Origin of the sequence: Pseudomonas oryzihabitans (assembly GCF_032027545.1) — a bacterium.
In the GTDB taxonomy this organism is placed as follows: domain Bacteria; phylum Pseudomonadota; class Gammaproteobacteria; order Pseudomonadales; family Pseudomonadaceae; genus Chryseomonas; species Chryseomonas oryzihabitans_F.
In genome coordinates this window covers 312,281-326,438 of record NZ_JAVSJB010000006.1, presented here as the reverse complement: position 1 = coordinate 326,438, position 14,158 = coordinate 312,281, and the positions used below count along the sequence as shown (strand labels likewise).

General features: G+C 66.4%; 12 protein-coding genes and 3 tRNA genes. All 15 read right to left on the bottom strand.

Going from position 1 to position 14,158, the window contains the following annotated elements; translation table 11 throughout:
- Nucleotides 1-133: 133 nt before the first annotated feature.
- The 15 genes from RND78_RS13045 to aruF all read right to left on the bottom strand — a co-directional run bounded on the left by RND78_RS13045 (nucleotide 134) and on the right by aruF (nucleotide 14,124).
- On the bottom strand, nucleotides 134-1,132 hold the full coding sequence (locus RND78_RS13045; protein WP_312729290.1) for a tRNA dihydrouridine synthase: 999 nt from the start codon (nucleotides 1,130-1,132) through the stop codon (nucleotides 134-136).
- Between the two features lie 2 nt (nucleotides 1,133-1,134).
- Nucleotides 1,135-1,575: a thioesterase family protein gene (locus RND78_RS13040; protein WP_312729288.1), complete on the bottom strand. Its 441-nt coding sequence runs from the start codon at nucleotides 1,573-1,575 to the stop codon at nucleotides 1,135-1,137.
- A 215-nt stretch (nucleotides 1,576-1,790) separates the two neighbouring features.
- Nucleotides 1,791-1,867 (bottom strand) — tRNA-Arg (locus RND78_RS13035).
- Between the two features lie 60 nt (nucleotides 1,868-1,927).
- Nucleotides 1,928-2,004: transfer RNA gene (locus RND78_RS13030), tRNA-Arg, on the bottom strand.
- Nucleotides 2,005-2,111: 107 nt separating this feature from the next.
- A tRNA-Ser gene (locus tag RND78_RS13025) sits at nucleotides 2,112-2,202 on the bottom strand.
- 61 nt (nucleotides 2,203-2,263) lie between these two features.
- Nucleotides 2,264-2,449 (bottom strand): carbon storage regulator CsrA, encoded by a 186-nt coding sequence (gene csrA, locus RND78_RS13020; protein WP_007159101.1) that lies wholly within the window; start codon nucleotides 2,447-2,449, stop codon nucleotides 2,264-2,266.
- Between the two features lie 155 nt (nucleotides 2,450-2,604).
- A complete protein-coding gene (locus RND78_RS13015; RefSeq protein ID WP_059227222.1) occupies nucleotides 2,605-3,840 on the bottom strand; it encodes an aspartate kinase in 1,236 nt (411 codons plus the stop codon).
- Nucleotides 3,841-3,924: 84 nt separating this feature from the next.
- Nucleotides 3,925-6,549, bottom strand: a complete 2,625-nt coding sequence (gene alaS, locus RND78_RS13010) for an alanine--tRNA ligase (protein WP_312729286.1) — start codon at nucleotides 6,547-6,549, stop codon at nucleotides 3,925-3,927.
- 185 nt (nucleotides 6,550-6,734) lie between these two features.
- Nucleotides 6,735-7,733, bottom strand: coding sequence for a low-specificity L-threonine aldolase (gene ltaE / locus RND78_RS13005; protein ID WP_312729285.1), 999 nt, complete (start codon nucleotides 7,731-7,733; stop codon nucleotides 6,735-6,737).
- Between the two features lie 153 nt (nucleotides 7,734-7,886).
- Complete coding sequence (gene astE, locus RND78_RS13000) at nucleotides 7,887-8,894, bottom strand: succinylglutamate desuccinylase (RefSeq protein WP_312729284.1); 1,008 nt, start codon at nucleotides 8,892-8,894, stop codon at nucleotides 7,887-7,889.
- A 34-nt stretch (nucleotides 8,895-8,928) separates the two neighbouring features.
- Complete coding sequence (locus RND78_RS12995; protein WP_312729283.1) at nucleotides 8,929-9,225, bottom strand: GTPase; 297 nt, start codon at nucleotides 9,223-9,225, stop codon at nucleotides 8,929-8,931.
- Between the two features lie 14 nt (nucleotides 9,226-9,239).
- Entirely contained in the window at nucleotides 9,240-10,601 is a 1,362-nt protein-coding gene (gene astB / locus RND78_RS12990) for an N-succinylarginine dihydrolase (RefSeq protein ID WP_312729282.1), read from the bottom strand.
- Entirely contained in the window at nucleotides 10,598-12,061 is a 1,464-nt protein-coding gene (gene astD / locus RND78_RS12985; protein ID WP_312729281.1) for a succinylglutamate-semialdehyde dehydrogenase, read from the bottom strand. The genes astB and astD overlap by 4 nt, the downstream gene beginning before the upstream one ends.
- 9 nt (nucleotides 12,062-12,070) lie before the next feature.
- Nucleotides 12,071-13,078 carry an arginine N-succinyltransferase gene (gene astA, locus RND78_RS12980; RefSeq protein ID WP_312729280.1) on the bottom strand — a complete coding sequence of 336 codons (1,008 nt, stop codon included), beginning with the start codon at nucleotides 13,076-13,078 and terminating at the stop codon, nucleotides 12,071-12,073.
- 26 nt (nucleotides 13,079-13,104) lie between these two features.
- Entirely contained in the window at nucleotides 13,105-14,124 is a 1,020-nt protein-coding gene (gene aruF, locus RND78_RS12975; RefSeq protein WP_312729279.1) for an arginine/ornithine succinyltransferase subunit alpha, read from the bottom strand.
- Nucleotides 14,125-14,158: the final 34 nt, after the last annotated feature.

Below are 14,158 nucleotides of genomic sequence, written 5' to 3'. Positions count from 1 at the left end.
AGTCCAGCATAGGCCGCGCTGCGCAGGCTAAGTTCCGGCCGGTGCCGCAGACGAAAAAAAGGCGACCCGGGGTCGCCTGAATTGCCTTGCGTGCTCGCGGCGACGACGCTCCGCCGTCACCACCCTTGGCAGCCTAGACCACCTGCGCGGGCGCGTATTGATCGAGATCAAGATTGGCGGGACTTGGTTCTTGCAGGCCAAGCAGGCGATCAATCAGGGCGCAATCGGACTCGCGCCGCACCTGGGCGAACAGCGCCACAGCCTCGGGATAACTGCGCGTCAGCATCCCCAGCCATTGCTTGAGTCGCCCTGGCGCGTAGCGCGGTGCCAGCTTGCGCCGGGCCATCAGCCAGAACCGCTGCAGCAGCGGCAGGATCTCGGCCCAGCCAAGGGGGCGCGCCTCCCCACCGCGCACGGCAGCGGCGATCTGCACCGCCAGGTCAGGGCGCGATACCAGGCCACGACCCAGCATCACCGAGGCCTGGCCACTGACGCTGCGGCAGCGCCAGTAGTCGTCCAGGGTCCAGATCTCGCCATTGGCCAGCACCGGTACGGCTACCCGGTCGGCGACCCGCGCTACCCACTCCCAATGTGCCGGCGGCCGATAACCCTCCACCTTGGTCCGCGCATGGACCACCAGTTGCGCCGCGCCCCCGGCCGCCAGGGCCTCGGCGCAGGCCAGGGCGGCGTTCGGGCTGTCATAGCCCAGGCGCATCTTGGCGGTGACCGGAATGTGCGCCGGAACGGCCTGGCGCACGCTCTCGACAATGCGGTTGAGCAGCTCCGGCTCCTTGAGCAGCACCGCCCCGCCACGGGACTTGTTGACGGTCTTGGCCGGGCAGCCGAAGTTGAGATCGATCACCGGCGCACCCAGGGTGCAGGCGAAGGCGGCGTTGTCGGCGAGGCAAGCCGGGTCGGAGCCCAGCAGCTGCACCCGCATGGGCGTACCCGAGGGCGTCCGTGCGCCCTGCGCAAGTTCCGGCGCCAGCTTGGCGAAGGCCGCCGCAGGCAGCAGGCGGTCACAGACGCGAATGAATTCGCTCACGCACCAGTCGAGTCCACCGACTTCGGTCAGCAACTCGCGCAGGATGTCGTCGACGAGGCCCTCCATGGGTGCCAGGGCGATCTCCATGGTCAGACCCCCTCCCCTGGCAGGGCCTGGCCGTAACCGGCCAGGAACTCGGCCGGCATGCGCTTTGGCTTGCCGGACGACAGCTCGATGCAGACGAAGGTCGTCCGGGCACGCAGCAGGGTCACGCCATCGGCCGGACGCTGCAGCTGGAACTGGCGCGTCATGCGCAGGCGGCGATCCCAGTCCACCAGCCAGGTACCCAACAGCAGCTCGTCATCCTGGCGGCCGCTGACGAGGTAGTCGATCTCGTGGCGGATGACGGCCATCGCCCGATCCAGCCGCTGGAAGGTCGCGAGATCCAGCCCCAGGGCGCTGGAGTGCTGCCAGGCGCATCGCTCCAGCCAGGTGACGTAGGCAGCGTTGTTGGCGTGCCCCAGGCCGTCGATGTGCTCGGCATCGATGCGCAGTGGCATGAGATGGGGAGCGGGTCTGTCCCACTGCATGATGCGACCCTCACTGGCAATGCAATATTCGGATAAAGGCAAGGTGGCGCTTCGAAGAATTCATTGGCCGTGGCTATCGGGCCGAGCCCAGACAATAAACACCAGGCTATAGACCGCACGGCCAATAAACCTAGATCCATGGGATCTGCAGCAATAAACCTTAATCCATGGGCAATAAAAAAGGGCCTGCATCGCTGCAGGCCCTTCTTCATGTTTGGCGCACTCGGGAGGATTCGAACCTCCGACCGCTCGGTTCGTAGCCGAGTACTCTATCCAGCTGAGCTACGAGTGCGTTTCGGTGCGTTTAGCCAGAACACCGCTGGTACTGCTGAAGCCAGAGGCTTCGTCGATTTGGCGCACTCGGGAGGATTCGAACCTCCGACCGCTCGGTTCGTAGCCGAGTACTCTATCCAGCTGAGCTACGAGTGCGTTGAAGCCGTGTATTCTAGCTACCGCTTCTGACATGTCAAGCAAATTTGCTTGTTTATCAGGTACTTACCTCTTTAGGTCAGTACCGCGGAGCCAGGTCTTGCAAATGGCGGTGAGGGAGGGATTCGAACCCTCGACACCCTTTTGAGGTGTACTCCCTTAGCAGGGGAGCGCCTTCGGCCACTCGGCCACCTCACCGCAACGGGGCGAAACTATATCGAAGGTTTGCCCATTTGCAAAGAGAAAAATTCAAAAAAAATCAGTGGTTTGGTTCTTGGTCCTTTTCCTTCTGGATGCGCTGGTAGATTTCCTCGCGATGAACCGCGACTTCCTTGGGCGCGTTGACGCCGATCCGGACTTGGTTGCCCTTGACTCCCAGTACCGTCACGGTGACTTCGTCACCCACCATCAAGGTCTCACCAACCCGACGAGTCAAAATAAGCATTCCATTCTCCTTTAGCTTTGAATCCAGTCTGCACGAAAAACTCGGAACGATCCCTGAATGGACCCTCTAGTCGCTATTGACCTGCATTCATGCAAGGAAAGTTCCGCAGCCCGGGCGATAGATGAAGCCCCTGTGGCAGGGGCCTCGCTTCATGATCACTCGGCGCCGCGTGCCGGGGCGTCGAGTTCGAAGGCGGTGTGCAACGCACGCACGGCCAGCTCGAGGTATTTCTCCTCGATGACCACCGACACCTTGATCTCGGAGGTGGAGATCATCTGGATGTTGATGCTCTCCTTGGCCAGGGCTTCGAACATCTGGCTGGCCACGCCGGCATGGGATCTCATGCCGACGCCGACGATGGAGACCTTGGCGATCTTGGTGTCGCCCACCGACTCCCGCGCGCCGATCTCGACGCCGGTGCGCTTGAGGATCTCCAGGGCGCTCTGGTAGTCGTTACGGTGCACGGTGAAGGTAAAGTCGGTGGTGTTATCGTGCGCCACGTTCTGCACGATCATGTCGACTTCGATGTTGGCGGCACTGATCGGGCCGAGGATCTTGAAGGCCACGCCGGGAGTATCCGGCACACCGCGGATGGTGAGCTTGGCTTCGTCACGGTTGAAGGCGATGCCGGAGATGATCGGCTGTTCCATGGATTCCTCTTCATCAAGGGTAATGAGAGTGCCCGGACCCTCCTGGAAGCTGTGCAGCACGCGCAGCGGCACGTTGTACTTGCCGGCGAATTCCACCGAGCGGATCTGCAGCACCTTGGAGCCGAGGCTGGCCATTTCCAGCATCTCCTCGAAGGTGATCTTGTCCAGGCGCTGGGCCTGGGGCACCACGCGGGGGTCGGTGGTGTAGACGCCGTCGACGTCGGTGTAGATCTGGCACTCGTCGGCCTTCAGTGCGGCCGCCAGGGCCACGCCGGTGGTGTCGGAGCCACCCCGGCCCAGGGTAGTGATGTTGCCCTGCTCGTCGACGCCCTGGAAGCCAGCCACGACCACGACCTTGCGCGCCTTGAGATCGGCGCGGATGCGAGCGTCGTCGATCTGCTGGATACGCGCCTTGGTATGGGCACTGTCGGTGAGGATGCGTACCTGGCTGCCGGTATAGGACACCGCCTGGACGCCGCGCTTGAGCAGCGCCATGGCCAGCAGGCCGATGGTGACCTGTTCGCCGGTGGAGACCATGACGTCCAGCTCTCGCGGATCGGGTTGCTCCATGATCTGCTTGGCCAGGCCGATCAGGCGGTTGGTCTCGCCACTCATGGCCGACACCACCACCACGATCTCGTCGCCCGCTTCATGGAAACGTTTCACCTTGTCGGCGACCTGCTCGATACGCTCCACCGTACCCACCGAGGTACCGCCGAATTTCTGTACGATCAATGCCATTGCTTGCTGCCCGTCCGCAGAAAAATCTGATTCATAGTGTTAGCTGAGGCGCCGGGGCAGCCTCCCCGGCGCCCCTGAGCCGCCCTAGAGGGTTTCCTCGGCATACTGGCCAGCACAGGCCAGGGCTGCCTCGAGTTGGCTGGCATCGCTGCCGCCGCCTTGGGCCATGTCCGGACGACCGCCACCCTTGCCACCGACCACGGCCGCGGCGCGCTTCATCAGCTCGCCGGCCTTGAGCTTGGCGGTGAGGTCGGCGGTGACCCCGGCCACCAGCACCACCTTGCCGTCGGCTTCGCCGCCCAGCAGGATGATGCCGCTGCCCAGCTTGTTCTTGAGCTGGTCGACCAGCGCCAGCAGCGCCTTGCCGTCGAGGCCGTCCAAGCGCGCGGCCAGGACCTTGGCGCCCTTGATGTCCACGGCTTGGTCGACCAGGTCACCGGCGGACGCGCTGGCGGCCTTGGCCTTCAACTGCTCGACTTCCTTTTCCAGCTGACGATTGCGCTCGACCAGGGCGGCCAGCTTGTCCAGCACGTTGTCGCGACTGCCCTTGAGCAGGCTGGCGGCTTCGCGCAGCTGCTCCTCGGCGCCGTTGAGGTAGGCCAGGGCCGCGGTGCCGGTGATGGCTTCCACGCGGCGCACGCCGGAGGCCACGCCGCCTTCGCTGACCAGCTTGAGCAGGCCGATGTCGCCGGTCTGGGCCACATGGGTGCCGCCGCACAGCTCGACGGAGAATTCACCGCCCATGCCGACCACGCGCACCACGTCGCCGTACTTTTCGCCGAACAGCGCCATGGCGCCCCGGGCCTTGGCTTCGTCGATGGCCATGACTTCGGTGGTCACGGCGCTGTTCTTGCGGATCTCTTCGTTGACGATGGCCTCGATGCGCTTGAGTTCTTCGGGCTTGATGGCCTCGAAGTGGCTGAAGTCGAATCTCAGGCGCTGGTCGTTGACCAGGGAGCCCTTCTGGTGGACGTGATCGCCCAGCACCTGGCGCAGCGCCGCGTGCAGCAGGTGGGTGCCGGAGTGGTTCAGGGCGATGCCCTGGCGGCGGCCGGCGTCGACCTGGGCCATCAGCGCGGTGCCGACGTTGAGGCTGCCCTTGGTCACCACGCCGTGGTGCAGGAAGGCGCCCTGGGTCTTGGTGGTATCGCGCACAGCGAAGCCGACGCCGGCGCTCTCCAGGGTACCGGTATCGCCGACCTGGCCGCCGGACTCGCCATAGAAGGGCGTCTGGTCGAGGATGACCACGCCCTCCTCGCCCTGGGCCAGGCTGTCCACCGGTTGGCCGGCGCGGTACAGGGCGACGATGGTGCCCGAGGCGCTGGTGGTATCGTAGCCGAGGAAACGAGTCTCGCCCTCGACCTTGACCAGGCTGTTGTAGTCGACGCCGAAGGCACTGGCGGAACGGGCGCGTTCGCGCTGGGCCTCCATCTCGCGCTCGAAGCCTTCCTCGTCGAGGGTCAGGTTGCGCTCGCGGGCGATGTCGTTGGTCAGGTCCACCGGGAAGCCGTAGGTGTCGTAGAGCTTGAACACCACGTCGCCGGGGATGGTGTCGCCCTGGAGTTGCGCCAGATCCTGCTCGAGGATCTTCAGGCCCTGCTCCAGGGTCTTGGCGAATTGCTCTTCCTCGGTGCGCAGCACGCGCTCGATGTGGGCCTGCTGCTGGACCAGCTCGGGATAGGCCTGGCCCATCTCGGCCACCAGGGCGCCGACGATCTTGTGGAAGAAGGTGCCCTTGGCACCCAGCTTGTTGCCGTGGCGGCAGGCGCGGCGAATGATGCGGCGCAGCACGTAACCGCGGCCTTCGTTGGACGGCAGCACGCCGTCGGCGATCAGGAAGCTGCAGGAGCGGATGTGGTCGGCCACCACCTTGAGCGACGGGGCGTCGTCGTTGGCGCAGCCGATGGCCTCGGCGGAGGCCGCCAGCAGGTTCTGGAACAGGTCGATCTCGTAGTTCGAATGCACGTGCTGCAGCACGGCGCTCACTCGCTCCAGGCCCATGCCGGTGTCGACGCTGGGCGCCGGCAGCGGATGCAGGACGCCGTCGGCGGTGCGGTTGAACTGCATGAAGACGTTGTTCCAGATCTCGATATAGCGATCGCCGTCCTCTTCCGGCGAGCCGGGCGGGCCACCCCAGATCTCGGGACCGTGGTCGAAGAAGATCTCGGTGCAGGGGCCGCAGGGACCGGTATCGCCCATGGTCCAGAAGTTGTCCGAAGCGTAGGGCGCGCCCTTGTTGTCGCCGATGCGCACCATCTGCGCCTCGGGCACCCCGACTTCCTTGGTCCAGATGTCGTAGGCCTCGTCATCGGTGGCATAGACGGTGACCCAGAGCTTTTCCCGGGGCAGGCCCAGCCAATTCGGCGAGGTGAGGAATTCCCAGGCGAAATGGATGGCGTCGCGCTTGAAGTAGTCGCCGAAGCTGAAGTTGCCCAGCATCTCGAAGAAGGTGTGGTGGCGCGCCGTGTAGCCGACGTTTTCCAGGTCATTGTGCTTGCCGCCGGCGCGCACGCATTTCTGGCTGGTGGCGGCGCGGGTGTAGCTGCGCTTTTCCATGCCCAGGAAGCAGTCCTTGAACTGGTTCATCCCGGCATTGGTGAACAACAGGGTCGGGTCGTTCGCGGGGATCAGCGAACTGGAGGCGACGCGGGTGTGCCCCTTCTCTTCGAAGAAGCGGAGGAAGGCTTCACGGATTTCGGCGCTTTTCATATTCATTCCAGACAATGGGCTTTTCGACGCGCGTGACGGGCATCCGATTGGATCGCAGACGAGACGAACGGAGCGGGCGCCGCAGACGCGGCACGTGCGGAAAACGGACACGCATGTTCGGGAGTATATCGACGCCCGCGCCCCGGTGTCGCCCGGTTGCGCAGGAAAAAACGTCGTCGCCGGGACTAGTGACGACGGTAGGCGGCGAAAGCGGCGATCACCGCCTCGATATCGCCGGCGCTGACGTCCAGATGGGTGACCAGCCGCAGCCGCGGTGCCGGGCTGATGCGGATGCCGCGTTCGGCGAGGAAGGCCTGCAGGGCAGGTGCCCCGTCGCCCATGGCGAGATAGACCATGTTGGTCTGCACCGGCTCCACCGGGTAGCCGAGCCCGGCCAGGGCCGCGCCGAGTTGCGCGGCGTGGGCATGATCCTCGGCCAAACGCTCGACGTGGTGATCGAGGGCATGGAGACCTGCCGCCGCCAGTAGGCCGGCCTGGCGCATGCCGCCGCCGACCACCTTGCGCCAGCGCCGCGCCTTGGCGATGAGCGCGGCATCCCCGCAGAGTACCGAGCCGACCGGGGCACCGAGGCCCTTGGACAGGCAGACCGATACCGAGTCGAAATGCCGGGTTACCTCGCCCACGGGCACGCCCAGCTTGACCGCGGCGTTGTACAGCCGCGCGCCGTCCAGGTGCAGCGCCAGGCCGTGCTCCCGGGTGAAGGCCCGCGCCGCGGCGAGATAGGCCAGCGGCAGCACCTTGCCGTGCATGGTGTTTTCCAATGCCAGCAGGCGGGTACGAGCGAAGTGGAAATCGTCGGCCTTGATGTAGCTACGCACCAGGTCGAGATCCAGGCTGCCGTCGGCGGCCATCTCGATCGGCTGCGGCTGGATCGAGCCGAGCACGGCGGCACCACCGCCTTCGTACTTGTAGGTATGGGCTTGCTGACCGACCAGGTACTCATCGCCGCGTTCACAGTGCGCCAGCAGCCCGAGCAGATTGCTCATGGTACCGCTGGGCACGAAGAGTCCGGCCGCCAGGCCGAAATCGCCGGCGAGCCGCTGCTCCAGACGGGTGACGGTGGGATCTTCGCCATAGACGTCGTCCCCGACCTCGGCATCCAGCATGGCCTGGCGCATCGCCTGGGTGGGACGGGTGACGGTGTCGCTGCGCAGGTCGATCATGCAATGCCTCTTAGAGCCTATTCAAAGGCTCGCAAGCTAGAGCCAGACAAGGCGAAAATGGCTGAGGAAGCGGAGTTTACAAGTAGTAAATGAGCATTCCGAAGCCATTTTCAACGCGGTTTGGCCGACGCGCAGCAGCCTTTGAACAGGCTCTTATGCTGGGACTACGATGAGTCCGGCCCGCAGGCCGACGGCGACCTTGGGATTGGGGAAGATGATGCGGGCGTCGGCTTCGTCGACGACCCAGCGCTCGCTGCCATCCTCGGCCAGCAGCGAACCCTGGCGCAGCGGCGAGAAGTTCGCCACGTCGTCCGCCAGGTGCAGCTGGAAGCGCGAGCTGGACTTGTACACCTGGCGTGCCACGCGAAAGCGCAGCAGCGACGACTCGGGTGGCGGCAATTCGGCTTCGCGGCCTTCGATCAGCGCCTCGAGCATCAGCCGCAGGCGACTCAGGTCCAGTTCGCTGTTCTCGCCGAAGGGCCGCGCCTGGCCCAGCTCCAGGGTCAGGGCCTCGGCCTGGCATTCGGCGTAGGTGTAGGCACTGAAGGTGATGCCGGGTTTGTCGTAGAGCAGCACGGCTTCGATGCCCGCGGCTTCGAGGCGCTGCAGCTCGGCTTCGGAATGCTGGCGACCGGCGCTCCAGGGATAGAGGGCGAAGCGCGGCAGCGCCGAGGCGCGCAAGGCGGTGTGCAGGTCGTAGTGCAGGCGGGCACGGTCGGGCTTGCTGAAGAATTGCGCGGACAGGCGCTCGAGATCATTGGCGCGCTGGGCTTCGGGGCCTTCGGCCTGGGCATGGCGACCATTGAACAGGCGGTTGAGATCCTGTTCCAGATAGCGGGTACCCCGCCGCATGGCGTCGGGATTGCCGAACATGAACAGCAGGCGACTGGCCGGGCGCAGGGCACCACTGGCGATGGCGCCGAGCAGGTCGTCCAGCAACTCCATGGGCGCCGTTTCGTTGCCATGGATGCCGGCCGAGAGCAGCAGGTCCATGCCATTGTCCCGCGCCACCGGCGGCGTCACTTCCAGGACGCCCTCGGTCAGCCAGTGGAGACGGGTACCGTCGGCGGTCAATTGAATCTTCTCGGTCGGCTCGCGGCCGGCCAGGGTCAGGTCCAGCAGGCGGCCAAGGGCCAACCGATAACGTTCAGGTGCAGCCATGCTCTACTCCGCTGAGCGATCTGTGCCTAGATACTCAATGATCGTGGCCGCAACCGCAATCGGCGTCATGGACATGATTCTCATCGCCGTCGTCGGCGAAGGTCTCGAAGGCGATGGACAGGCCCAGGGCATTCAGGGCCTGGGGCCGCAGTACCAGTACCGGGGTCTGGTCTTCGTCGTCCTGGGAGTCGGCGAAGATATTGAGGCCGCCGGCACCGTCGGCCTCCAGCCAGAGGTCGCGGCCGGCCAGGCGGATGGCCAGGCGCTGGACCTGCAACTCCTGCTGCTGGTCGCCATTGGCTTCGAGGATGAGATCGAGACGGTCGCTCATGGAGACTCCGGACATCAGGGCAATTGAAAGGGATAGACCGAGCCGAGGCCGAGCAGCTGGGTCAGCTCGTCCAGGGCGGTGCGGACCTCGCCCAGCAGCAGCGGATCGGCGAGGTCGGCCGGGTCCAGGCGATCACGGTAGTGCCGATCCACCCAGTCCAGCAACTGGGCATGCAGCGCCGGGGTGAAGCGTACTCCGGGATTCACCGCCGCCAGTTCTTCGGCCTTGAGTGCCACCCGCAGGCGCAGACAGGCGGGACCACCGCCATTCTGCATGCTCTGCTTGAGATCGAAGACCTTGACCTCGCCCAGCGGCCCCCGGCCGTCCACCTGGGCCTGCAGATAGTCCCAGACCGCGGCGTTCTGCCGACACTCGTCCGGCACTACCAGCAGTGCGCCCTGGCCAGGCCTATCCAGCAACTGACTGTTGAACAGGTAGGAGCGCACCGCATCGCCGACGCTGATCTCGCTGCGGCGTACGCAGAGCCGCTGCAACTGGCCGCCACGCCGTGCCAGCTTCTCGCTCAGCTCGTCGAGGATGCGCGGACTGTCGAGGAAGGCGTCCTCGTGATGGAACAATACCTGGGCGTTGCCCACCGAGATGACGTCGTTGTGGAAGACCCCCTGGTCCACCACCGCCGGATTCTGCTGCGCGAAGACCACGCCCTCCTCGCTCAGCCCATGCAGCCGTGCGATGGCCTGGGAAGCTTCCAGGGTCTGCCGCGCCGGGTAGCGATGGGGTTCCGGATAGCGCGGATCGAAGGCGCTGCGGCCGAAGACGAAGAACTCCACCCCCGGAGCACCATGGTCACGGCTGAAGCGGGTATGGTTGGCCGCACCCTCGTCGCCGAACTGGGCCACCGAGGGCAGCGGCGCATGGTGCTGGAAATGCGCGGGATCGCGAAACATCGCCTGGAGGATGCGCGCCGTGGTGCTGGGTTCGAGGCTGCGATGGAACTTGCAGGCCAGGTTGGCCGGGGTGAAGTGGACGCGGCCATCGCGGGTGTCGGCGCTGGGACTGACGGTAGCGGCATTGGCCGTCCACATGGCCGAGGCGGAGCTGGCGGACAGCAACAGTGGCAGGGCCTCGCGCGCGGCGCTTTCCAGCACCTGGGCATCGCTGCCGGCAAAGCCCAGGCGGCGCAACGAGGCGATGTCGGGCCGTTCATGGGGTGCCAGTACGCCCTGTTCGAAGCCCAGTTCCATCAGCGCCTGCATCTTGGCCAGGCCCTGGCGCGCCGCTTCGCGCGGATTGGAACGCAGTTGCTTGCTGGCCTGGGAGGCCACGTTGCCGTAGGACAGGCCGGCATAGTTGTGGGTCGGGCCGACCAGGCCGTCGAAGTTGACCTCCCGAGCAACGGGGGCGACGTGACTCATAGCTGTAGTCCTGGTGGCAGTTGGGTGGGCAGGCGCAAGGCGTCGCTTTCCAGCGAGGCGACCGGGAAGGCGCAGTAATCCGCGGCGTAGTAGGCACTGGGACGATGGTTGCCGGAGGCGCCGACCCCACCGAAGGGCGCCGCGCTGGCCGCGCCGGTAAGGGGACGGTTCCAATTGACGATGCCGGCGCGCACGCCCTGCCAGAAGGCTTCGTAGGTGGCGGGATCGTCGGCCAGCAGGCCGGCGGCGAGGCCGAAGCGGGTGGCGTTGGCCAGCGTCAGGGCTTGGGCGAAATCGCCATAGCGCTGGACTTGCAACAGCGGGCCGAAGACCTCTTCGTCGGGCAGCTCGGCGCCCCCGGATACCTCGAGTATCCCCGGCGTGAGCAGCGCGCGACCTGGTTCCGGCTGACGCATCTCCAGCAAGGCGCGCGCGCCCTGGGCCAGGCGCTGGGCCTGGGTGCGCAGCAGGGCCTCGGCCGCGGTCAGGGAGATCACCGTACCCATGAAGGGCGCGGGGTCGGCGTCGAAGCGACCGGCGGTGAGCTGGCTGCTCACGGTCACCAGGCGTTCCAGCAGGGCATCGCCCCAGGCACCCGCGGGCACGATCAGGCGGCGGGCGCAGGTGCAGCGCTGCCCGGCGGACAGGAAGGCCGACTGGACGATGGTCACTACGGCCGCGTCCAGGTCGGCCACGGGCGCCACCACCAGCGGATTGTTGCCGCCCATCTCCAGGGCCAGCAGCCGCTGGGGACGGTCCGCGTTGAGCCGATGCAGGGCGGCGCCGGTGGTGCTGGAGCCAGTGAAGAGGATGCCGTCCAGGCCGGCATGGCCGGCCAGGGCCTCCCCGGTGGCGCGACCGCCCTGGACCAGGTTGAGCACCCCGGCCGGCAGACCGGCGGCGATCCAGCACTCCAGGGTCAGGGCGGCGAAGCGCGGCGTCAGTTCGCTGGGCTTGAACACCACCGTGTTACCGGCCAGCAGCGCCGGCACGATGTGGCCGTTGGGCAGATGGCCCGGAAAATTGTAGGGACCCAATACTGCCAGAACCCCGTGCGGCCGATGACGGGTCACGCTGCGGGCATCGACCAGGGCGGCGGAGCGCTCGCCGCCGCGGGCCTCCTCGGCCTGGGCGGAGATGGCCACCTTGGCGATCATGCTGCCGATCTCGGTATCGGCCTCCCAGAGCGGCTTGCCGGTTTCCTCGCCCAAGGCACGCGTCAGGTCCGCACGGCGTTGCTGCAGCACCTGGGCGAAGGCCTGCAGGATGTCCAGGTGCGCGGCCCGCCCGCGGCCTTCCCAGGCGGGAAAGGCTTGGCGCGCGGCCGCGATGGCCTGATCGACATCCGCGGCACTCGCCGCGGCACCCTGCCAGAGCACCGAGCCGGCATAAGGATCGAGCGAGGTGAAGGTCTCGCCCTGGCCGGGGCGCCACTGGCCAGCAATGTACAGGCTATCCATGACGTCTCCTCAGGGCATCAGCCGCACGGCGCGTACCTGGGCACCCGCCATCAGCCGCAGCGCCCGCGCGGTGGCCAGGTCCACCACCAGGGTGCCGGCGGCCAATCGCGCCCGGGCGCTGGTGATGCGGCAGTCCTGGCACTTGCGGTTGTGGATCAGGTAGACCTCCGCGTCGTCACCCGGCGTGCCCACGGCCAGTACCAGGCGCTGGCTGTCGCGGATCGCCCGGACCTTGGCGGTTTCGGCTTCCAGGGTGGGACCGGCGTCGAAGATGTCGACGTAGCCCTGGTAGTTGAAGCCCTCGGCCTCCAGCAGCCGGCGGGCGGCCTCGGTGTCCGGGTGGACCCGGCCGATCACCTGGCGGGCCTCGGGGGTGAGGAAGCAGGTGTAGAGTGGGAAGCGCGGCATCAGCTCGGCGATGAAGCCTCGGTTGCCGATGCCGGTGAGGTAATCCGCTTGGGAGAACTCCATCTTGAAGAAGTGCCGGCCCAGCCCCTCCCAGAACGGCGACTGGCCATTGCCGTCGGACATGCCGCGCAATTCGGCGATGATCCGCTCGGCGAACAGCTCACGGAATTCGGCGATGAAGAGGAAGCGTGACTTGGACAGCAGCCGCCCGGCCGCGCCGCCCCGGCGATCGGCCCGCAGGAACAGCGAGCACAGCTCGGAACTGCCGGTCATGTCGTTGGCGAGGAACAGCGTGGGGATCTGCCGGTGGATGTCCAGCTCGCGCGAGGCGCTCACCGTCAGGCCGACGCGGTAGTTGTACCAGGGCTCGCGCAAGCCGAGGGCAGCGGCGATACCGGCGATGCCGATGACTTCACCGTCTTCTTCCAGGGCGAAGAGATAGTCCGCGTCGGCGGGCTGGGCCTGCTGCAGGAAGCTGCGTTCCGCGTTCTCGACGCGCTGCAGCAGGCGTTCCTCGCTGGCCGGCAGGGTGGTGAGACCGGCGCCGGCCGCTTGCGCCAGTTGCAGCAGCGCGGGGACATCGGCACGGGTGACGGGACGGACGATCATCGGACCTCCAAAGACGCAAGGGTCGGCTACAGCGCTACCAGACGAACCCGGTCGCCTTCGGCGATCTCCAGGGCGGCGATCTGCTCGGCGGAAAGGGTGACGGCTGCGCCTGGCACCCAGTGCAGCGGGGCGGCCAGGGCCCGGAAGTTTTCCAGGCCATCGTTGGCGACGAGGAACCAGGGCGCGTCGTCGCGCGAGGCCGGGCCCTCCTGCACCGGTGCCAGGCGGCTCTCGACGATGGAGCGGATGGCCGTGGTGCGGGCGTGCAGCGTCGGGCCGCCATCGAAGATGTCGATGTAGTTGTCGGTCTCGAAGCCTTCGCGACTGAGGATGTCGAAGGTGATCTGCGCCCGCGGGTGCACCTGGCCCATGGCCTCCTGGGCACTGTCCGGCAGCAGGGGCACATAGAGCGGATAGGTCGGCATCAGTTCGGCGAGGAAGGTACGGCTCTTCTGGCCGGACAGGCGCTCGGCGGAAGCGTAGTCGAGGTCGAAGAAGTTGCGCCCTACCCCGTTCCAGAACGGCGATTCGCCGGCCTCGTCCGACAGGCCGACGATCTCCACCACCACGGACTCGGCGAAGCGCTCCGGATGGGCCGCCATGAACAGCAGCCGGGCACGGGAGTTGAGTTCGGCGTGGGGCGTGTCCAGCAGCGGTCGCTGGACGTAGAAACTGCTCAGGACGCTGTTGCCGGTGAGATCGTGGCAGAGCGACAGCACATGGACCTTGTTGTGGATCTTCAATTCGCGCGAGGCGTGGATGAAGGTCTCGTTGCGGAAGCTGTAGAAGGGCTCGGAGAAGCCGGCCGAGGCGACGATGGCCGAGCAGCCCAGCAGCTCGCCACTGGCGCTGTCTTCGAGCACGAAGAAATAGCTCTCCTCGCCGTGGAAGCCCACCTCGGCCGCCAGCGACGCCTCGGAGGTGCGGATCTTGTCGCGCAGCCGCTCGGGGTTGTCGGGCAGCGAGGTGACACCGACCGGGCTATCCGCGGCGAGCCGCTGGACCAGGGGCAGATCCGCGGCCCGCGCAGGGCGCATTACCAGCATGAGAACTCCTTGTGTACGGATCCATCCCTGGATG

Excerpts from the sequence above, each read along its gene's own strand:
- RND78_RS13040 (WP_312729288.1), bottom strand. The coding sequence starts at position 1,575 with ATGCAGTGGGACAGACCCGCTCCCCATCTCATGCCACTGCGCATCGAT.
- RND78_RS13015 (WP_059227222.1), bottom strand. The coding sequence starts at position 3,840 with ATGGCATTGATCGTACAGAAATTCGGCGGTACCTCGGTGGGTACGGTG.
- astB (WP_312729282.1), bottom strand. The coding sequence starts at position 10,601 with ATGAGTCACGTCGCCCCCGTTGCTCGGGAGGTCAACTTCGACGGCCTG.
- astD (WP_312729281.1), bottom strand. The coding sequence starts at position 12,061 with ATGGATAGCCTGTACATTGCTGGCCAGTGGCGCCCCGGCCAGGGCGAG.
- ltaE (WP_312729285.1), bottom strand. The coding sequence starts at position 7,733 with ATGATCGACCTGCGCAGCGACACCGTCACCCGTCCCACCCAGGCGATG.
- RND78_RS12995 (WP_312729283.1), bottom strand. The coding sequence starts at position 9,225 with ATGAGCGACCGTCTCGATCTCATCCTCGAAGCCAATGGCGACCAGCAG.
- astE (WP_312729284.1), bottom strand. The coding sequence starts at position 8,894 with ATGGCTGCACCTGAACGTTATCGGTTGGCCCTTGGCCGCCTGCTGGAC.
- astA (WP_312729280.1), bottom strand. The coding sequence starts at position 13,078 with ATGATCGTCCGTCCCGTCACCCGTGCCGATGTCCCCGCGCTGCTGCAA.
- csrA (WP_007159101.1), bottom strand. The coding sequence starts at position 2,449 with ATGCTTATTTTGACTCGTCGGGTTGGTGAGACCTTGATGGTGGGTGAC.
- RND78_RS13045 (WP_312729290.1), bottom strand. The coding sequence starts at position 1,132 with ATGGAGATCGCCCTGGCACCCATGGAGGGCCTCGTCGACGACATCCTG.
- aruF (WP_312729279.1), bottom strand. The coding sequence starts at position 14,124 with ATGCTGGTAATGCGCCCTGCGCGGGCCGCGGATCTGCCCCTGGTCCAG.
- alaS (WP_312729286.1), bottom strand. The coding sequence starts at position 6,549 with ATGAAAAGCGCCGAAATCCGTGAAGCCTTCCTCCGCTTCTTCGAAGAG.